At 59.0% G+C, this 20434-nt stretch carries 17 protein-coding genes; 14 read left to right on the top strand and 3 right to left on the bottom strand.

The genetic code is table 11. The annotated features are described in order from the left end of the window. The first annotated feature begins 1 nt into the window (after nt 1). The 11 genes from PUT78_RS13355 to PUT78_RS13305 all read left to right on the top strand — a co-directional run bounded on the left by PUT78_RS13355 (nt 2) and on the right by PUT78_RS13305 (nt 13391). Nucleotides 2–1060, top strand: a complete 1059-nt coding sequence (locus PUT78_RS13355) for a lipocalin-like domain-containing protein (RefSeq protein WP_274352765.1) — start codon at nt 2–4, stop codon at nt 1058–1060. 67 nt (nt 1061–1127) lie between these two features. Then, nucleotides 1128–3146: an NADPH-dependent 2,4-dienoyl-CoA reductase gene (locus PUT78_RS13350; RefSeq protein ID WP_274352764.1), complete on the top strand. Its 2019-nt coding sequence runs from the start codon at nt 1128–1130 to the stop codon at nt 3144–3146. Nucleotides 3147–3427: 281 nt separating this feature from the next. Continuing rightward, nucleotides 3428–3712 (top strand): hypothetical protein, encoded by a 285-nt coding sequence (locus PUT78_RS13345; RefSeq protein WP_274352763.1) that lies wholly within the window; start codon nt 3428–3430, stop codon nt 3710–3712. A gap of 5 nt (nt 3713–3717) precedes the next feature. Continuing rightward, the gene (locus PUT78_RS13340; protein ID WP_274352825.1) at nt 3718–4326 is read left to right on the top strand and encodes a glutathione S-transferase; all 609 of its coding nucleotides are present in this window, start codon (nt 3718–3720) and stop codon (nt 4324–4326) included. A gap of 220 nt (nt 4327–4546) precedes the next feature. Next, nucleotides 4547–5110, top strand: a complete 564-nt coding sequence (gene petA, locus PUT78_RS13335; protein WP_274352762.1) for a ubiquinol-cytochrome c reductase iron-sulfur subunit — start codon at nt 4547–4549, stop codon at nt 5108–5110. 15 nt (nt 5111–5125) lie between these two features. Beyond that, complete coding sequence (locus tag PUT78_RS13330) at nt 5126–6475, top strand: cytochrome b (protein ID WP_274352761.1); 1350 nt, start codon at nt 5126–5128, stop codon at nt 6473–6475. 23 nt (nt 6476–6498) lie between these two features. Next, complete coding sequence (locus PUT78_RS13325; protein ID WP_274352760.1) at nt 6499–7287, top strand: cytochrome c1; 789 nt, start codon at nt 6499–6501, stop codon at nt 7285–7287. Between the two features lie 127 nt (nt 7288–7414). Then, nucleotides 7415–8278 carry a DMT family transporter gene (locus tag PUT78_RS13320; RefSeq protein ID WP_274352759.1) on the top strand — a complete coding sequence of 288 codons (864 nt, stop codon included), beginning with the start codon at nt 7415–7417 and terminating at the stop codon, nt 8276–8278. 61 nt (nt 8279–8339) lie between these two features. Further along, entirely contained in the window at nt 8340–9614 is a 1275-nt protein-coding gene (gene eno, locus PUT78_RS13315; protein WP_274352758.1) for a phosphopyruvate hydratase, read from the top strand. A gap of 194 nt (nt 9615–9808) precedes the next feature. Further along, a complete protein-coding gene (locus tag PUT78_RS13310) occupies nt 9809–10237 on the top strand; it encodes a hypothetical protein (RefSeq protein ID WP_274352757.1) in 429 nt (142 codons plus the stop codon). Nucleotides 10238–10538: 301 nt separating this feature from the next. Next, nucleotides 10539–13391 carry a histidine kinase N-terminal 7TM domain-containing protein gene (locus PUT78_RS13305; RefSeq protein WP_337994685.1) on the top strand — a complete coding sequence of 951 codons (2853 nt, stop codon included), beginning with the start codon at nt 10539–10541 and terminating at the stop codon, nt 13389–13391. A 78-nt stretch (nt 13392–13469) separates the two neighbouring features. Here the strand turns inward: PUT78_RS13305 and PUT78_RS13300 are convergent, their stop codons facing one another. Continuing rightward, complete coding sequence (locus PUT78_RS13300) at nt 13470–15113, bottom strand: CTP synthase (RefSeq protein WP_274352755.1); 1644 nt, start codon at nt 15111–15113, stop codon at nt 13470–13472. 165 nt (nt 15114–15278) lie between these two features. Next, entirely contained in the window at nt 15279–15638 is a 360-nt protein-coding gene (gene secG, locus PUT78_RS13295; RefSeq protein WP_274352824.1) for a preprotein translocase subunit SecG, read from the bottom strand. Nucleotides 15639–15805: 167 nt separating this feature from the next. On the opposite strand from secG, the gene PUT78_RS13290 reads away from it, so the two are divergent. Both PUT78_RS13290 and PUT78_RS13285 read left to right on the top strand, forming a co-directional pair. Next, a complete protein-coding gene (locus tag PUT78_RS13290; RefSeq protein WP_274352754.1) occupies nt 15806–17098 on the top strand; it encodes an adenylosuccinate synthase in 1293 nt (430 codons plus the stop codon). Further along, on the top strand, nt 17098–17322 hold the full coding sequence (locus PUT78_RS13285) for a DUF2842 domain-containing protein (protein WP_274352753.1): 225 nt from the start codon (nt 17098–17100) through the stop codon (nt 17320–17322). The genes PUT78_RS13290 and PUT78_RS13285 overlap by 1 nt, the downstream gene beginning before the upstream one ends. A gap of 82 nt (nt 17323–17404) precedes the next feature. Here PUT78_RS13285 and PUT78_RS13280 read toward each other — a convergent pair whose 3' ends face one another. Further along, nucleotides 17405–19618 carry a hypothetical protein gene (locus PUT78_RS13280; protein WP_274352752.1) on the bottom strand — a complete coding sequence of 738 codons (2214 nt, stop codon included), beginning with the start codon at nt 19616–19618 and terminating at the stop codon, nt 17405–17407. Between the two features lie 137 nt (nt 19619–19755). Here PUT78_RS13280 and PUT78_RS13275 point away from each other — a divergent pair, with 137 nt between their 5' ends. After that, entirely contained in the window at nt 19756–20433 is a 678-nt protein-coding gene (locus PUT78_RS13275; protein ID WP_274352751.1) for a thiamine diphosphokinase, read from the top strand. The last annotated feature ends 1 nt before the right edge of the window (nt 20434 follow it).

The following is a 20434-nucleotide window of genomic DNA, read 5'->3' as shown; positions in this document are numbered from 1 at the left end:
CATGAAACCCTGCCTTGCGGCATTCGCAACGGCGCTGCTGTTGACAGCCGCCCCTGCGCAGGCGCAGGGCTTCGCCGGGCTGGGCACCACCGCCGAGGATTTTTCCGTCCCCGAACGCGGGCGGGAACTAACCTTTCCGCAAGACCACGGCGCACATCCTGATTTCCGCATTGAATGGTGGTATCTGACAGCCACCCTGACCGGCGATGACGGACAGGATTATGGCGCGCAATGGACCTTGTTCCGGTCAGCATTGCAACCGGGCGAAGCGGCGGGTTTTGCATCGCCGCAGGTCTGGATGGGGCATGCGGGTCTGACCACCGCCGACAGCCATTTTGCCGTCGAAACATTCGGACGCGGCGGCACAGGTCAGGCTGGCGTCACACCGGACCCGTTTTCAGCCTTTATCGATGACTGGCACATGACCAGCCGTGCAGGCCCGGACAGCGACCCTTATGACCGGCTGCATATCCATGCCACCGGCCATGATTTTAGCTATGACCTGACCGCGCAGGCCCAAGGCCCGTTGGTTTTACACGGCGATCAGGGCTATTCGGTCAAATCGCAGGGCGGACAGGCCAGCTATTATTATTCGCAACCCTTCTATGACATCACCGGCACGCTGCACCTGCCCGACGGGCCGGTTTCCGTATCCGGGCACGGCTGGCTTGACCGCGAATGGTCCAGCCAGCCCCTGGCCGATGATCAGGCCGGATGGGACTGGTTTTCCCTTGGTTTCGATGACGGGCACCGGATGATGGGGTTTCAACTTCGCGGCGCGCAGGTGTTCACGTCGGGCACATGGATCGCGCCCGACGGAACCGCCACCCCCCTGCCCCCCGATGCGCTGGAATTCACACCACTGGGCAGCGCGCGCGTGGCCGGGCGGGATGTGCCGGTGCGCTGGCGCATCGACTGGCCAGAGGGTGGCGTTTCCATCACCACAGAACCCCTGAACCCACATGCCTGGATGGACCTGTCGGTAAGCTACTGGGAAGGGCCGTTGCGGTTCAGCGGCAGCCACACGGGGCGCGGCTATCTGGAAATGACCGGCTATTGACGCGGCGTTCATGATGACAGCACGCGCGCTGCGCGGTTAACCTCCTGCAATCCTGAGGAGGTTTCCCATGTCACACTATCCCCATCTTTTCACCCCCCTTGATCTGGGCTTCACCACGTTGAAAAACCGCGTGGTGATGGGGTCCATGCATACGGGGCTGGAAGAACGCGGCGACTGGAACCGTGTTGCGGAATATTACGCCATCCGCGCGCGCGGTGGCGTTGCGCTGATGGTCACCGGTGGCATGGCCTCCAATCCCGAAGGCGGTGTATTTCCGGGTGCGGCGGGATTGTATACGCCGCAGGACATTGCCAATCACCGTCTGGTCACGGACCGCGTACATGACGCGGGCGGAAAAATCGCCATGCAGATACTGCATGCGGGCCGTTATGCCTACGGCCCCGATTGCGTGGCCCCTTCGGCCATCAAATCCCCGATTTCACCCTTCAAGCCGGCGGAACTGGATGAAGACGGAATCGAAAAGCAGATCGCCGATATTGTGACAGCTGCGGTGCGGGCGCGCGAAGCAGGCTATGACGGTGTCGAAGTGATGGGATCCGAGGGGTATTTCATCAACCAGTTCCTGTGCGCCGCCACCAACCACCGCACCGACCGCTGGGGGGGCAGCTATGACAACCGCATGCGGCTGGCAGTGGAGATTGTGCGCCGCGTTCGCGACGCGGTGGGGCCGGATTTCATTCTGATCTATCGCATATCGCTGATTGATCTGGTTCCCGATGGGCAGACATTCGACGAGGTGACGCGCCTGGCGCAGGCGATTGAAGCAGCGGGGGCAACGATCCTGAACACCGGCATCGGCTGGCATGAAGCGCGGGTGCCGACCATTGCGACATCGGTGCCGCGTGCGGGCTGGGCGTGGGTCACACGCAAGCTGATGGGCAAGGTGGGCATTCCGCTGGTCACATCGAACCGCATCAACACCCCCGATGTGGCCGAAGACCTGCTGGCCGGGGGTGCCGCCGATATGGTGTCCATGGCGCGGCCGTTCCTTGCCGACCCTGATTTCATGGCCAAAGCCGCAGACGGGCGCGCGGATGAAATTGCGCCCTGCATCGCGTGCAATCAGGCCTGTCTGGACCACACGTTTCAGGGCAAGGTTTCCACATGTCTGGTCAATCCGCGCGCCTGCCATGAAACCGAATTGCGCTATGAACCGACCAGCGCGCCCAGAACCGTTGCCGTCGTGGGCGCTGGCCCTGCTGGCCTGATGGCCGCACTGGTGGCGGACGAACGCGGGCACCACGTCACCCTGTTCGAGGCTGATGGCCAGCTTGGCGGACAGTTGAACATGGCCCGCCGGATTCCCGGCAAGGAAGAATTCCACGGGCTGGTGGACTGGTTCACAACGCGCGTTGCACAATCCACGATCAGCCTGCGCCTGAATACCCGCGCCACGCCGGACATGCTGGCGGGGTTTGACGATGTGATCATCGCAACAGGCGTCATCCCGCGTGATCCGCAGATTGACGGGCAGGATGCGCCACATGTACTGCGCTATACAGATGTGCTGCGCGACAAGGCGCGGGTGGGCGCGCGCGCGGTTGTCGTGGGCGCAGGTGGCGTCGGGTTTGATGTCGCGGAATACCTGAGCCATGAAGGCGAAAGCCCGACCGACAATCTGGCGCTCTGGCAACGGGAATGGGGGGTCGGCGACCCGTCCGATACGCCCGGCGGGCTGGCGCCTGATGGCCCGAAACCACCGCCCCCGGCGCGGTCCGTGACATTGGTGCAGCGCAAACCCGGCAAACCCGGCAAGGGCCTCGGCAAAACCACTGGCTGGATTCACCGCACAAGTCTGGCGGCAAGGGGGGTTCAAATGATCGGCGGGCTGGAATACCGGCGGATCACCGCCGAAGGACTGGTCGTCATGCGCGACGGACAGGAAGAAACGCTGCCAGCAGATACAGTGATCCTGTGTACAGGGCAGGATTCCCTGCGCATGCTGGCCGATGCACTGATCGCAGATGGAAAGACCGTGCATGTCATCGGCGGAGCTGATGTCGCCGCCGAACTGGATGCCAAGCGAGCGATTGATCAGGGCGCGCGGCTGGCTGCAATGCTGTAACAGCGCCCCCGGTGTGCCCCACCTGCGCAGCCTTCCGCATGGCCAGCGCATGACGTGACTGGCCGGACTGCAATCCCAGCCTGCGGCGCGAAGCCCCCATGCTTGGGGGGGGTGCCGCCGCGCCCATATGGCAAGCCGCGCAGTCATGCGCGGCGGGGGTCGGGCGGGTGGGCCATATGGGCGCGGCTTGCAACATCCGCATATGCGCCCATTGTCAGCAAGGTGAATGGACAAATGCGCGCCTTCTGATACTCTTCCGCAAACTGATCAGGAGTTCCGCCTTGGCACTGCCCCTTGCCCCCATCGCCGCTGTCGCCATGAAATATGGTGCCCTTGCCCTCGCAGGCTATGCGCTGACCCGGCAGGTCCGGCCCGGCCATATTGCCCAACCACTCGAAGATGCCATGGATACCCTGCCCGAAGGCATATGCATCACCCGCCCCCGCGACGCGGAACAGATGAACGGCACAGCGCGTTTGCGCAGAATCATAAGACTGGGCCACAACGGCCGCGGCGTTGAACTGGACGCTGCGTTTCTGGCACGCATCAAGCTGCGGTGGGTCTGATGGCCCTGACACTATATTACAGCCCGACCTCCCCCTACGCGCGCAAGGTTCTGGTGCTGGCGCATGAAGCAGGTATCGCCGGAAAACTTGATATCATAACCGGGTCAGGAACGCCGCTGGATTCCGGACAAGCACCCATTGCGCAGAACCCTTTGGGCAAGGTGCCGACATTGTCGCGCCCGGATGGCCCCGCGATTTACGACAGCCGCGTGATTTGCGAATATCTGGACAGTATCGCGCAATCGGGCTTCTATCCCGGTGGCGCGCGCCGGTGGGATGCCCTGACCCTGCAATCCATGGCCGACGGCATTCTGGATGCCGCCCTTGCCATGGTCTATGAATCCCGCCTGCGCCCGGAAGCCATGCATTTCGCCCCGTTTGTCGAAGGGCAGTGGCAAAAGATTGCGCGCAGCGTCGATATGCTGGAAACCCGCTGGATCAGCTATCTGGCCGGGCCGTTCTGCATCGGCCAGATAGCCACGGCCTGTGCGCTGTCCTATCTGGACCTGCGCCATAATGCGCGCAACTGGCGACAAGCGCACCCGGCCCTGACCGCATGGCATGAAAATTTCGCGCAGCGCGACAGTATGCTGGCCACGCAACCACCCACCTGACGCCCCGCGGACAGCGTTGCGGGGTTTGCGGTTGCGCCAACAGTGTGGCTTCTGAACCAGAATCCCTTGAAAATCTGACCGGCTGCGACATCATTGCCCGCTTTCGCGGCTGGACGGGCTATGGATTCCCCGCTAAATACCCACGCTGAGGGGCTGCGGTTTTTTCCGTGGCCCAATCATAATTTGCAGCCCTCGTACCCATTGAAAAGGGAGAACGCTCGTGTCCCACGCTGATGACAACGATAGCACCCGCAGGGATTTCATCTATTACGCCACTGCAGGTGCGGGCGTTGTGACTGCTGGCGCAGCTGTCTGGCCACTGGTCAACCAGATGAACCCCTCGGCTGATGTTCAGGCGCTTTCATCGATTTTCGTCGATGTCGCAGGTCTGGAAGCCGGCGGCCAGATTACGGTCAACTTTCTTGGCAAGCCTGTCTTCATCCGCCGTCGCACCGCAGCAGAGATCGAGGAGGGTCGCGCAGTCACGCTGGACCAGTTGTCCATTGACCGCGCATCACAAAACCCCAACAAACCCGGCACCGATGCCCTGGATGAAAACCGCACCATGGATGAGGCGGGCGAATGGCTGGTGATGACCGGCGTCTGCACCCATCTGGGCTGCGTGCCGCTGGGCAATGGCGCCGGGGACTTCAATGGCTGGTTCTGCCCCTGCCACGGGTCGCATTACGACACCGCTGGCCGTATCCGCCGCGGCCCGGCACCGGAAAATCTGCATATTCCGTTAGCCACGTTTGTTGACGAAACCACAATCCAGCTCGGCTAAGGGAGGAAAACACCTATGTCTGGTATCCCACACGATCATTACGAGCCGAAGACGAACGCTGAAAAGTGGCTTCATCGCAGGCTTCCGATTGTCGGACTGATCTATGACACTATCATGATCCCGACCCCCAAGAACCTGAACTGGATGTGGATCTGGGGCATCGTGCTGATGTTCTGTCTGATCCTGCAGATCGTTACCGGCATTGTTCTGGTAATGCACTACACGCCGCATGCGGACATGGCCTTTGCCAGTGTCGAGCATATCATGCGTAACGTGAATGGCGGCTTCATGCTGCGCTATCTGCACCAGAATGGCGCGATGCTGTTCTTCGCTGCGGTCTATATCCACATTTTCCGTGGTCTGTATTACGGCAGCTACAAGACCCCGCGCGAAATCACCTGGATCATCGGCATGCTGATCTATCTGCTGATGATGGCAACCGCCTTCATGGGCTATGTTCTGCCATGGGGCCAGATGTCATTCTGGGGCGCAACCGTGATCACCGGCCTGTTTGGCGCGATTCCCGGCATCGGTGAACCGCTGCAAATGTGGCTGCTGGGCGGGCCTGCTGTGGGTAACGCGACGCTGAACCGCTTTTTCAGCCTGCACTACCTGCTGCCGTTTGTCATTCTGGGTCTGACGATCCTGCATATCTGGGCGTTTCATACCACCGGCAACAACAACCCGTCCGGTGTTGACGTGCGCCGCGGTTCGAAAGAGGAAGCAGAGAAAGACACCCTGCCCTTCTGGCCATATTTCGTTATCAAGGACTTGTTTGCGCTGGTGCTGATTCTGGCTGGCTTCTGGGCGCTGGTTGGCTTCATGCCGGGCTTCCTTGGCCATGCCGACAACTATATCGAAGCGAACCCGCTGGTCACGCCATCGCATATTGTGCCGGAATGGTACTTCCTGCCCTTCTACGCCATTCTGCGCGCCTTCACATCGGATGTATGGGTGGTGATTGCCGCAAACTGGTTGTCCTTCGGCATCATTGACGCGGCCTTCTTCGGGGTTCTGGCCATGTTTGCTTCGATCTTCGTGATGGCGCTGGTGCCGTGGCTGGACACGTCTTCGGTGCGCTCCGGCCGGTATCGCCCGATGTTCAAATGGTGGTTCTGGCTGCTGGTGATCGATTTCTTTGTCCTGATGTGGGCAGGGGCGATGCCCGCAGAAGGGATCTATACCACTATCGCGCTGATAGGCACGGCGTATTGGTTCGGATATTTCCTGATCATCCTTCCCATCCTTGGCGTGATCGAGAAACCCTTGCCGCAACCAGAAACCATCGAGGCTGATTTCAAGGCAGGCCTGAAAAAGAAATCCGGCGGTTCTGGCCCCTCGCCCGAACAGATCCCGGCCGAGTGAGATCAGGAAACAGGAGAGATATGATGTTCAGGAAACTCGCTGCTTCCGCACTCACGGCAGCAACTTTGATGGCAACCCCGGCCCTTGCGGCCGGGGGACTGGGCGAAATCACCGATTACAGCTTTTCATTTGAAGGGCCGTTCGGTGTGTATGACCGCAACCAGCTGCAACGCGGGCTTCAGGTTTATACCGAAGTCTGTTCCAGCTGCCACGGGCTTGAATTCGTTGCCTTCCGCACACTCAGCGACCGCAACGGACCGGAACTGCCTGATGACCAGATGCGTGCCTATGCTGAAATGTATGAAGTCTGGGACGAAGAACTGCGCGACTGGCGGACAGCTGCCGGGCCAGACCACTTCCCGGAATCGCAATTCGAAGGCGCGCCAGACCTTAGCCTGATGGCCAAAGCGCGCGTTGGCTTTGAAGGGCCATATGGTCTGGGCCTGAACCAGCTTTTCCGGGGTCTGGGCGGGGCGGAATATATTGCGTCCTTCCTGACAGGCTACACTGGTGAAGAAGACCTTCAGGCAGGCACGCTGTTCTATTACAACAAAGCCTATGATGGCTGGGTGTCCATGAACCCTGTGCTGTTCGAGGACATGCTCGAATATGCCGACGGAACCCCCGCCACCGAAGAACAGATGGCGCAGGACGTTGCTGCCTTCCTGATGTGGACTGCGGAACCGAAACTTGTTGAACGCAAACGTGCCGGTTTTGTCGGTGTCATCTTTCTGTCGGTTCTGGCCGCATTGCTGTATCTGACCAACAAACAGCTTTGGGCACCTATCAAGCGGGCCGCGAAGCAGGACTAAGTTCAACACCTGATATGTTGTTCGATCAGAAGCGCGCCCCGTCCGGCGCGCTTCTTCATTTGTGCTTTTCAATTCACCGCGCAGCTTGTAGCCCTTTACCCCAAGTTCACATGTGAAAGAAATCCCGATGACCGACAATCTGCGCGGCGCAGTTCTGATGTCCCTTGCGATGGCGGGCTTCGCATTGGAGGACATGTTCATCAAGCTGCTGGCGGATGCGCTGCCTGTCGGACAAATCCTTCTGATTCTGGGGGCTGGCGGTGCCATCGCTTTCGGCGCAATCGCCCGCAGCAAGGGCCAGCAACTGCTTTCGCCTGCCTTGCTGACGCCTGCGCTGCTGTTGCGCAATGCGGCCGAACTTGTCGGGACAGTGGGGTTCGTGCTGGGGTTCGTGCTGGCCAGTCTGGCCACCGCATCGGCAATATTGCAGGCAGCGCCGTTATTCGTGACGCTTGGTGCCGTGCTGTTTCTGGGCGAAAAGGTCGGCTGGCGGCGCTGGACGGCCATTGGCCTTGGATTTTTCGGTGTCATGCTGATTGTACGGCCCGGCATGGCAGGGTTTGAACCCGCATCCCTGTTTGCCGTCATCGGGGTGCTAGGTCTTGCAGGGCGCGATCTTGCAACGCGGGTCATTCCGGCTGCGGTTTCCAGCTATCAGATTTCTTCCTGGGCATTCGCGATGATGGTGCCCGGCGGCTTTTTCCTGATGATGCTTATGGACGACCCCGCAGTCATGCCATCCGCCGTGCAATTGCTGGCGCTTACCGCCGCGCTGGGGGTTGGTGTGCTGGCCTATTATGCCCTTGTGGCGGCGATGCGGGTTGGCGAATTATCCTTTGTCACACCCTTTCGCTATACCCGCATGCTGTTTGCGCTGGTCGTGGCCATTCTGATTTTCGGGGAACGCCCGGACGGGCTGACACTGATCGGGGCTGCCGTGATCGTTGCGGCGGGCATGTTCACGCTGTGGCGCGAAACGAAAGTGCCCTAGCACTTGTCATGTTCTGGCGCTATACCGGGCGCAATCCGTTTTCAGCGCATAGGGACACCGCATGAGCACGATCATCGATATCATTGGCCGCGAGATACTGGACAGCCGGGGCAACCCGACGGTAGAGGTGGACGTCATTCTTGAAGACGGCACCATGGGCCGCGCTGCTGTGCCTTCTGGCGCATCAACCGGCGCGCATGAAGCTGTGGAACGCCGCGACGGTGACAAATCCCGCTACATGGGCAAGGGTGTTCTGGACGCGGTTGCCGCCGTGAACGGCGAACTGGCCGAAGCGCTTGTCGGTTTCGACGCGACCGAACAAGTGGCGATTGATGCCGCAATGCTGGAACTGGACGGCACCCCGAACAAGGCCCGTCTGGGCGCGAATGCCATTCTGGGCGTTTCGCTGGCCGTGGCCAAGGCGGCGGCGGACTATACCGGCCAGCCGCTGTTTCGCTATGTCGGTGGCACATCCGCGCGCACATTGCCGGTTCCGATGATGAATATCATCAATGGCGGCGAACATGCCGACAACCCGATCGACATTCAGGAATTCATGATCATGCCAGTGGCCGCCGCGAATATCCGCGAAGCCGTGCGCATGGGTGCCGAAGTGTTCCACACCCTGAAGAAAGAACTCTCCGCCGCTGGCCTGTCCACCGGTATCGGTGATGAGGGCGGCTTCGCGCCAAACCTGTCATCCACGCGCGAAGCGCTGGATTTCATTCTGAAATCCATTGAAAAAGCAGGCTACAAACCGGGCGAGGATATTTATCTTGCGCTGGATTGTGCGGCGACCGAATATTTCAAGGGCGGCAAATATGAAATGGTGGGCGAAGGAAAATCGCTGACCCCTGCTGAAAACGTGGACTATCTGGCAGCCCTTGTCGCCGATTACCCGATCATCAGCATCGAAGACGGCTGTTCCGAAGATGACTGGGAAGGCTGGAAACTGCTGACAGACAAACTGGGCGCATCGGTGCAGTTGGTGGGCGACGATCTGTTCGTGACCAACCCCGCGCGTCTGGCTGAAGGCATTGAAAAGGGTTGCGGCAATTCGCTGCTGGTCAAGGTCAACCAGATCGGCACCCTGACCGAAACGCTGGCCGCCGTGGACATGGCGCATCGCGCGCGCATGACCTGCGTGATGTCCCACCGTTCCGGCGAAACAGAAGACGCCACGATCGCAGATCTGGCAGTCGCCACCAATTGCGGGCAGATCAAGACGGGTTCACTGGCGCGTTCAGACCGGTTGGCGAAATACAACCAGTTGATCCGTATTGAAGAAATGCTGGGTGAAACTGCCATCTTCGCAGGTCGCAGCATCCTGCGATAACCCACGCAAATCTGCATTGCAGGCCGGGCACCGGGCACGGCCTGCAATGCATTCAGCGCGCTGCATCCCCAGCCGTCAGGCATGGATATTAACGATATCTACAGATTCCCCGCCTGCTTTACGATTTATAAAGCCTATTCTGCGAAGATGGGACATCAGGATTGTTTCCGTTTTCATTCAGTCGGAGGGGGCAAATGTCAGTTCTCACTGCAATTCCCGCATCCGGGCCGGTGTCGCCCGGGCATCGTGAACCATTAGGGCAGCTATTGCAGCCCCACCCCTCGCGCGGGGTGGCAGCGGTCGGCAAAAGCATCACAGCAGGCGCAGTTCAGCAAACCCAGTCACTGACCAAGTCTGGCATGACCGCCACTAGACCTCCTGCCAGCCCGCAGGACAAACGCCACCGCCTTGTCGGCCCGCCACCGTCGTTTGAAGTGAATGTCATTCAGCATTTGCGTGAAACCCGGACAGAAATGCCCGTCACCGATGACGGCCCCAACCCTGTTTCCATACCTGCCGCACGACTGGACAGCCAAGACCAGAATCGCGCCTATGGTGCCCTTGCCGGAATAGGCAGCGACGCAGATAGCGAAGCTGCAACGCATATGGACATCAGTATATAACGCAACATGATATCCGCTTGACGCACATGTTCGCGGGTAGTTCACGCCCGAAACGGATGTTGGGGCAGGCATAGAATCCGCACCATAGTGGGCAGGGTATGTCAGTCAACGCCGGGTGGATTCACGTTATGCAGGCTGCATGATCCTTAATTCAAAGAAATGAACTGACATCAACGTAATCGGCAGGCCGCGGTACAGCAGACATGCGGCCTGCACCCTCATCCGCCCGTTGCCCCGCGTTTCTGGAAATTCCCCACCAGTCCGATTCAGGCCCGGAAACCGACTGGCCGCGCGGTTCAATATGACAGTTCACACTTCGGTTTTCACGGGTATTGCGGTGCGTCCGGGGGGGAACCCAAACTATCAGACCGCATATGCATTCCATGCGTGGCGCGTTGACACCAACCTTGCAACTTGCAATGCACCTGTACGGAACGTATCGTTTTTCCACCTTGAATTGCACGGAATTCACCATGCTCTCCTTCTATTGGCCGACATGCCCCTGGCGGCACCGGACGAGCCTGTGATGCATTGCTTCTGGTCCGCATCAGTTGATGTTTATACTGCCACTATCATGTCAATTTGGACAGGGCTGGCAGTCATGACCTATATGGTCGCCCGCCAACCCCATTTTTCCGGCAAGGGTTTTTGTGTGGCGTCGCATGTGGCCATGCTGGGCTGGCTTGCCGCTGCAATTCTGGAAATGTCGGCGACCACCAAGGACTGCAAGATCGCGTTCGCACTTGCGGCCTGGCCCGCGATTGCGACCCTGCCTACGGTCTGGGCGTTTTTTCTGCATGCCTATGCCTTTGGACGTAAAGCGAAGCTGGCGCGCTGGGAATGGGCCACGCTGATCGGCGGGCCGCTGGTGGTGACTGCCATCGCAGTAAGCAATCCCTGGCATTGGCTGTTTTATGGTGCAGAGACAACCATGCTGGAAATCAATGGTCGGCTTTCCGTGCGGTATGCGCATGGTCCGCTGTTCTATCTGGCCGCTGGCTATCTGTATCTGTTCCTGATGGCCGCGATTGGTGTCGGCATTTCCGGTATGTGGCTTGCCAATCGCGCGTATCGCGCGCATTTCGCTGTCCTTGTCGCAATAACCGTTTTTCCGATAGTCGCCAATCTTGCCTATATTTTTGGCGGTGTGACCATTCTGGGCTTTGATCCAACACCATTCATGTTTGCGCTGGTTCTGCTTCTGTTTACCTGGATGATGATCGTAACGCGCCCTTTCGATCTTGCCACAATCGGGCGGGATTTGCTGTTTTTCACAGCGCATGACCCGGCAGTTATGATTGATACAAGCGGCCGCGTGATGACAACAAACGCCGCAGCGCGGCATGTTCTGGGAAATGCAGACATAAACCTTCAGCATGGCGCGGCATTGGACCCGAACGCACAGATTTTCCCGCTTCTGCGCGAAGTAATGAATAACCAGAGCATTCCTGCGCCCACCCGCCTGACCATCTCGGGACGGGTCTATGCCACCCGGGTTCTGGCAGTGGAACGCCCCCTTGCGCGAAAAGCGCCGGTCATGGGATGGCTGATTTCCTTAACGGATGTCAGCAATGTTCTGGCGCTGCAGGACGAACTGCGTCGCGAACGCGATTTCCTTGCAAGTGTCCTTGAAACGAACCTAGCGGGCATGATTGCCTTCAACAAGGAGGGGCGCATCGTCTTTGCCAATTCCGAAGCAGAGCGCATTCTGGGCATGCCTCCGGGAACCTGCATCAACCGCCCCTATGACGAAGACAGTTGGGGAATTACCGCACTGAACGGCAGCTCAATACCGTCAGACGAACTGCCAGTGGCGCGGATATTGCGGGATGGTAAACCTTTGCGGGATGTCCGCCTGTCTATCCGCCGCCCGAATGGCGAAAAGCGCTTGATTTCAATGAACCTGACCCGGTTTCAGGTTGCGGAAAGCCCGGCGCGGATTGTGTGTTCCATCGTGGACATTACCGACCAGCTGGCAACGGAAGCCGCGCTGCGCGACTCTGTCACCCATGCCGAAGCCGCCAGCGCAGCAAAATCAACGTTCCTGGCAAATATGAGCCATGAAATACGCACCCCCCTGACGGGTGTGCTGGGAATGGCAGACCTTCTGGCCGACACAAAACTAATGCCCGAACAGCAAGTCATGGTTGAAACAATTCGCGATTCAGGCTGGAGTTTGCTGGCGCTGATCAACAACATTCTTGATCTTGCGCGCGTGGAGGCAGGCAAACTACCCATTGAACAGACACCCTTTACGCTGAATTCGCTTTTGCAGCAACTGGTCGCCCTTCATAGTGCGTCGGCACGCGCAAAGGGGCTGAAATTCGTTACCACACAGCAGGGCGCCGACGCCACGCAGCGCATTGGGGACATAACCCGCGTGCTGCAAATCCTGCAAAACCTGATCGGCAATGCTGTGAAGTTCACGGAAACCGGTCAGGTTTCACTGCAGGTTCAGGCGACCGATCCCGATTTTGTCGATTTTCATATCTCGGATACCGGTATCGGCATGTCGCAGGAACAACTGGCCCGCATATTCGAGGAATTCGAACAAGCGGAATCCGGGACTGCGCGTCGTTTTGGCGGCACGGGGCTTGGCATGGCGATCGTCAGCAGGCTGGTTGAGGTGATGAACGGTACAATCACTGTGAAAAGCACGCGGGGCATGGGCACAGATGTGTTTGTCCGGCTCTCGCTTCCGGCTGTGCGTGAAACTGTTGCCCCGCCAGCGGACCAGCCGGATAGTTCCCAGACCGAGGAACACGCCCGCAGCACACTGGTCGGGCGAAGGATGCTGGTCGCAGATGATACAGCGACAAACCGCATGATCATGCAGATCATGCTGGAGCAGATCGGCATCGTGGCATATTTTGCCGAAAACGGTCTGGAAGCCTGTAACCTGTGGCGCGAACAGGATTTCGATCTGATCATTCTGGACATTTCCATGCCGGTGATGGACGGCATAGAAGCCTTTACCACCATGCTGCGCGAGGCCGAGGAAACTGACCGCCCCAAACCACGCGCGATTGCGGCCACCGCAAATGTCATGAAAGAACAGATCGCCGTTTATCTGGCTGTCGGGTTCATTGATATACTGCCAAAGCCGATCAAAAAGGATTCCCTGGCACTCATCCTCGCGCATGCGATGGAATAATCCTGCATCAGCAAGATGCATGTTGCGCAATAACGAGAGTCGCAGTCTGAACGGCACACCCGTATATTCGCGCCGCCGTCAGACCAGTCGGGACACCTCTACCGCGGCGCGCACGAAATCGGCGAATAGCGGGTGGGGATCAAAGGGTTTGGATTTCAGTTCAGGATGGAACTGAACGCCGATAAACCAGGGGTGGCCTTCATGTTCGACAATCTCGGGCAGTTTTCCGTCCGGTGACAGGCCGGAGAATGTCAGACCGACACCTTCCAGTGCTGCGCGGAACTGCGTGTCCACTTCATAGCGGTGACGGTGGCGTTCCTCGATATGGGTTGCCCCATAGATGCGGGCAACGTTCGACCCCTCTTTCAGGTGGGCGGTATAGGCCCCCAGCCGCATGGTGCCGCCCTTGTCGTCACCGACTTTGCGTTCGACCTTGTGGTTGCCCTGCACCCATTCCTTCAGGTGATAGACAACCGGGGTGAAGCGTTTCTTGCCGGCTTCATGGTCAAATTCTTCGGATCCTGCATCCGGAATGCCCGCCAGATTACGCGCAGCTTCGATACAGGCCATCTGCATTCCCAGACAGATGCCGAAATAGGGGATCTTCTTTTCGCGCGCATAGGTGGCCGCGCGAATTTTGCCTTCTGTGCCGCGTTCCCCAAACCCGCCGGGAACCAGAATCGCATGAAAACGTTCCAGTGCGGGGCCGGGATCCTTGCTGTCGAACACTTCAGCGTCGATCCATTCCACCTGCACCTTCACACGGTTGGCAATGCCGCCATGAATCAGCGCTTCCTTGATCGACTTATAGGCGTCTTCAAGCTGGACATACTTTCCGACAATCGCAATGCGCACTTCGCCTTCGGGGTTTTGCAGGCGGTCCAGCACATCTTCCCAACGGTCCAGATTGGGGCGCGGGGCGGGCGTAATGCCGAACGCATCCAGCACCGCCTGATCAAGGCCCGCACCATGATAGGCCAGCGGGGCTTCATAGATTGATTTCAGATCATAGGCGGGAATCACAGCTTCAGGACGGACATTGCAGAACAATGCGATCTTCTGGCGTTCCTTTTCCGGGATCGGCTGTTCGGACCGGCACACCAGCACATCAGGCGCAATCCCGATGGATTGCAGTTCCTTGACGGAATGCTGCGTGGGCTTTGTCTTCAGTTCGCCACTGGCGGCCAGATAAGGCAGCAAGGTCAGATGCATGAAAATACACTGACCGCGCGGGCGTTCATGGCTGAACTGGCGGATAGCTTCAAAAAAGGGCAGCCCTTCGATATCGCCCACTGTGCCGCCGATTTCGCACAGCATGAAATCAACCTCATCCTCGCCCACGGCAAGAAAGTCCTTAATCTCGTTGGTGACATGGGGAATGACCTGAATGGTCTTGCCCAGATAATCGCCCCGGCGTTCCTTCTCCAGCACGTTGGAATAGATGCGCCCGGATGACACCGAATCGGTGCGCCGCGCGGCGACACCGGTGAAGCGTTCATAATGGCCAAGGTCCAGATCGGTTTCCGCCCCGTCATCGGTCACGAAAACCTCGCCATGCTCAAAGGGGGACATGGTGCCGGGATCGACATTCAGATAGGGGTCCAGCTTGCGTAACCGCACGGTAAAACCGCGCGCCTGCAACAACGCACCCAGTGCAGCCGATGCCAAGCCCTTGCCAAGGCTGGATACAACACCACCAGTTATGAAAATATAGCGTGCCATGGTCTGAACGACCCCCCGTGATCATGTATTTCGGCTGATGCGGGGCACGTAGAAACCCCAAGTATCACGGGATTTAAGCAATAGCTCAATTTTCCCGCGGCTGCAAGTCAACCGCTAGATAAAGGCACAGAAAAAATGTGCCCCGCAACAGATTGTGGATTTGCCTTACTCTGCGGCTGGCGGCGCCAGCGAGTCGTCGGTTACCGGCGGCGGCAGCAAACTGTCTGTGGCCGGAAGTGTCGGCGCGCTGGAACTGGACGGCGCCGGAACACCCAGACGGTCCAGAACGGACACGCTGGCCGATTGCTGCGCGGCAATCACGGTCAGCGTCAGCGATGTTGCGATAAACGCGATCGCCAGCCCCCATGTCAGTTTTGCCATTGCTGTCAGCGGCGGACGTCCCGCCTGCGGGCTGCCATCACCACCACCGATACCCAGACCACCCCCTTCGGAGCGCTGCACCAACACGACACCGATCAGCGTCAGCGCCAGTAGAAGATGGACAATCAGCACGACATTTTGCATCAGGAACAACCCGCTTTTTCCGTTCCCGCCTACTTAGGCGCTCGGGGCATTGCCCGCAACCCCTGTTTCCCGTCCGGCGGGCGGGTGCGCACATGTTATTTCGGGTTTTACAGCGCGCGGCTTGGCGTTATGACAGGCGGCGGTTTGCAAGTCAAAGGGGACCATTCATGGCCAATGTCGTGGTAGTCGGCGCCCAATGGGGTGACGAAGGTAAAGGCAAGATCGTCGACTGGCTGTCGGAACGTGCCGATGTGGTGGCGCGGTTTCAGGGCGGCCACAATGCCGGGCACACGCTGGTCGTTGATGGTAAGGTCTATAAGCTGCATGCGCTGCCTTCGGGTGTGGTGCGCGGTGGCAAATTGTCAGTCATCGGCAATGGTGTGGTGCTGGACCCGTGGCACTTGCTGCAAGAGATAGAGACAATCCGCGCCCAGGGCGTGGATATCAGCCCCGAGACGCTGATGATTGCCGAAAACACCCCGCTGATTCTGCCATTCCACGGTGAACTGGACCGCGCGCGCGAAACGCAGAACTCCGTCGCCAAGATCGGCACGACGGGGCGCGGCATTGGCCCCTGCTATGAGGACAAGGTCGGTCGGCGGGTCATCCGCGTAGCCGATCTGGCGGATGACGCGACATTGCAGATGCGTGTGGACCGCGCCCTTGTTCACCATAATGCGCTGCGGGCCGGGTTGGGGCTGGAGCCCATTGACCGCGATGCGCTTGTCGCACAGCTACGCGAAATCGCGCCCAGAATTCTTGAATTCGCAGCGCCCGTCTGGAAAGTGCTGAACGACAAACGCAAGGCAGGCAAGCGCATCCTGTTTGAAGGCGCGCAAGGGGCCCTGCTGGATGTCGATTTCGGCACCTATCCTTTCGTGACCTCATCAAATGTTATCGCCGGACAGGCGGCGACAGGTGTTGGCGTCGGCCCCGGCGCGATTGATTTTGTGCTGGGTATTGTCAAAGCCTATACCACCCGCGTCGGCGAAGGCCCCTTTCCGACTGAACTGCATGACGACGATGGCCAGCGGCTGGGCGAACGCGGGCGTGAATTCGGCACCACCACGGGCCGGAAACGGCGCTGCGGCTGGTTTGATGCCTGCCTGCTGCGCCAGACCTGTGCGACCAGCGGCGTAAACGGCATTGCCCTGACCAAGCTGGATGTGCTGGACGGGTTCGAAGTGCTGAAAATCTGTGTCGGCTATGAACTGGACGGCCAGTATCTGGATTACCTGCCCACCGCCGCAGAGGCGCAGGCCCGCTGCGTACCGGTCTATGAGGAAATGCCGGGCTGGAGCGAATCGACCGAAGGCGCACGCCGCTGGGCAGACCTGCCCGCGAACGCCATCAAATATGTCCGCCGCGTGGAAGAGTTGATTGACTGCCCTGTCGCGCTGCTGTCAACTTCGCCTGAACGCGATGACACGATCCTTGTAACCGACCCGTTTGCAGACTGATGGCCTTATCCTGGAAAGCAAGACGACGCTGGGCCCTGTTCGCGCTGGTGGTGGCATTGCCACTGTATATTGTCGTGACCGTCAATGTGATTGACCTGTTCGACCGCCCGCCGTTTCTGTTGGAACTGGCAATCTATATCGCCCTTGGCATTGTCTGGGCATTGCCGTTGAAACGGATTTTCAAGGGGGTTGGCCAGGCCGACCCGGACACACCCAAGGATTAAGCCGCGAAAGCAGGCAGTGTTATCAGACATAAAAAGGCCCCGGAACAATGTCCGGGGCCTTTTACCTAGCATTCTGACTGGTTCAGCTGGTCGCGTATTGGCGCGCAGGTTCGTCATATTCCGAACTGGGCGACAAGCGGAACATTCCCGTTTCCAGACGCTCCAGCCGCTCTTCGCGAAGGATCGTGCCAAAGCCGCGCAGCATGTCTTCGCGCGTGACTGTCTTGCCATCATTATAGGCCAGAACGTATTTGATCAGGTCCGTGCGTGAAAATTCCCGCTGGCCCAGAATATGGGTCATATAGGCTGCAGCCGCTTCAATCTGTTCGTCCAGAAGCCATGCATCAACCTTGTCGGCAAATTTCCTGAAGGCGGCAACCGGTTCTGGCTTCGCGGTTTTCAACGGGGCAGATAGCGCCTGTGCGTCCAGCGGCACCTCGACACGGCGGGGGCGAACGCGCTGGGCAGGCTGTTGGGGCTCGACACGCTGTTCCGACACCAGAACCAACGGGGCGCGTTCGGGGTTTCCACGCTCGGCCCGGCGGTTGCCGATGGACGCGGGGCGGCGAGGACGGGGACGTGCGCTGGTGGTGCCGGGGGCAGGTTTGGATTCAGCAGGTTTTGCCTCCCGGCGTTCATCCGCTGTGGCGACCGGTTCTTCAGCTTCAGGTTCAGGGGTCGTTTTGGCGGTGGTCGTTGCGGCAGGCGCAGCCTCAGCAACATCATCCGCGGGTTGATCGTCATCTTCTGCGGGGCGTTTTGTCGCTGCACGCGACAGGGCAAGGTCACGCGGATCAGGCATGCCTATATCTTCACGATAGCGCTCAATCTCACGGGCTTCGGCAATATCGCGGCGGCGCGGGCCGGTTGCTTCTTCTTCGGCGCGGGTGGCTGTCACAGCGAGGCTAAGATGTTCAAACGCTTCGCGACGACGCCGGGATTCTGTTTCATTTAACTGGCTCTGGGCTTGCTCCATCAGGCGATCGGCCGTGTTCTCCGTGCTTTCGGCAAGCGCGTTCTGGCGCGCTTTCATGAAGTTCGGATGCTTCAGCACGACATCCTGTTCAATCTCGGCCAGTTCCTGCACCAGCCCTTGTTCATCAGCGGCAGGCAGACCAGTGTCGCCCAGCACATTGCGAATTTGCGTGCGCAGCTGTTCTATTGAAACACGCCCGACCGCGGCGCTGGCATGCTGTTCCAATGCCTGTTCCAGATCAGTGTCGAAGTCATCATCATCGAATTCCGTGTCGGCTGCGGCACGTGGTTCCGACACCTCTGTAGGTTCAGAAAACAGATTCTCGTCCCCGGCTGACTGGGCATCGTCTTCGTCAAAATCGTCCTCTGCGAGGTCGTCGAACGTGTCGGTTTCCGGTTCATCTGCATCTTCGTCTTCGTCCAGGAAGTCCTCAAAAGCATCCTCGGCCGGTTTTGGGTCCGTGGCGGTTTCCTCTGGCAATTCATCTTCATCGAACATGCCGGGGTCATCATCAGTTTCCAGCGATTCCGGCGGTGTGAATGCCGGGCGCCTGTCGTCAAAATCGGTCAACTCGTCATCATCGAAATCAAATTCCGATGACAGAAGGCGCGCTGCATCCTGCGCATCCTTGTCCATGTCCGGTTCAGGCGCATGTTCCTGCACCTCCGGCAGGTCGCGTTCCGCAGGCTGCGTCATTTCGGTAATGTCCGCGCCCCCGTCATCAGATGCGGTATCATCATCTTGTTGTTGCGCCAGGAACTGACGAATCGCGTCGTCACCGCTGGCCGGCTCCTGCTGGACACCGTGCATTGGCATATCAGCGACGGGTTGCGCCTGCGCCGCCCCTTCGGCAAGGGCAACTGCCGCGCGGATGCGCGCCAGCTTATCGCTGATTTCCGGATTGGCCCGCGTTTCATTGTCCGATTTTTCGGGCGCGCTGGGCTGGACGCGTTCCGGCGTCGGGGAAAGATCCGCGGTGAATGAACTTAGCGCAACAGTGGCAGGCACGGACGCCGCCGCTGTTGCAAAACCCATTACCGGCGCAGGTGTCGCAACGGTTTGCTGCGCTTCAGGCCGCAGGACGATGCCGTTTTCCTGCACGCGTGATTCGACACGGCGCTGAATTTCGCGTTCGGCAATCCGGTGCAGCATTTCCGCATCCGGTGTTGGCGGTTCAGCCCCAAAATAACGGTCATCCGCAGCAAGATCGCGGAAATATTCCGCAATTGCCTTCATCGTGCCAAATGGCTCGTCAAACCCTTCCAGCGTGCACGAGAAGGTGCCATAGGAAACGGTTAATATTCTGTTCGGGCCTACCATAACAACGCTCGCTTTTTACATTTACTCTGGCAAACTCGCGTATCACATGAGCGATTGCATGGTCAGAGTAGGGTAATTTGGTGATCGGATTATGGCCAATCACCCCATTCACCGCCATATTTAGGAAGGCTGGTTACATGTCGGTACTTTTCAGCACTCAGAATTCTGTCACCTTGGTTGGCGGGGCAGGCTTTTCAACGGCTGATCTGGATCTTGCACTGACATTGGCGCCCGAACTTGTGGCAGCAGATGGCGGGGCCAATTCACTGGTTGATGCAGGCCACCTGCCGCAGGCGATTATCGGCGACATTGATTCCCTGCGTGATGATCTGCGCCATCAACTGGCGGACAAGGTTCACAGGATCGCGGAACAGGACAGCACTGATTTCGACAAATGCCTTGCTTTCGTCAATGCGCCCTTCATTCTGGCATTGGGGTTCACGGGCGCGCGGCTGGATCATACGCTGGCGGCAATGTCGTCACTGGTGCGGTTCGGGTCTGCGCGTGTGCTGGTGGTCGCGGAGAAAGACATCACCTTTCTTGCCCCCCCGCGCCTGACCTTGCCCGCAACCATCGGGCAGCGGGTGTCCCTGTTCCCGATGGGCCGGTGCGCGGGCCGGTCACAGGGGTTGTTCTGGCCGATAGACGGGCTGGATTTCACGCCATCGGGCGTTATCGGCACGTCAAACAAGGCATCGTCAACACAAGTGACACTGGAATTCGACAGCCCTGACATGCTGGTTCTGCTACCGCGCGCGCAGTTACAGGATACAATAACGGCATTGACCGCAACGCCGGACTGGCCCCGGACCTGAC

The organism is Roseinatronobacter alkalisoli, assembly GCF_028745735.1.
GTDB lineage: Bacteria > Pseudomonadota > Alphaproteobacteria > Rhodobacterales > Rhodobacteraceae > Roseinatronobacter > Roseinatronobacter alkalisoli.
Note: the sequence above shows the minus strand (reverse complement) of the source record. Positions and strands in the feature narration are given on the sequence as shown.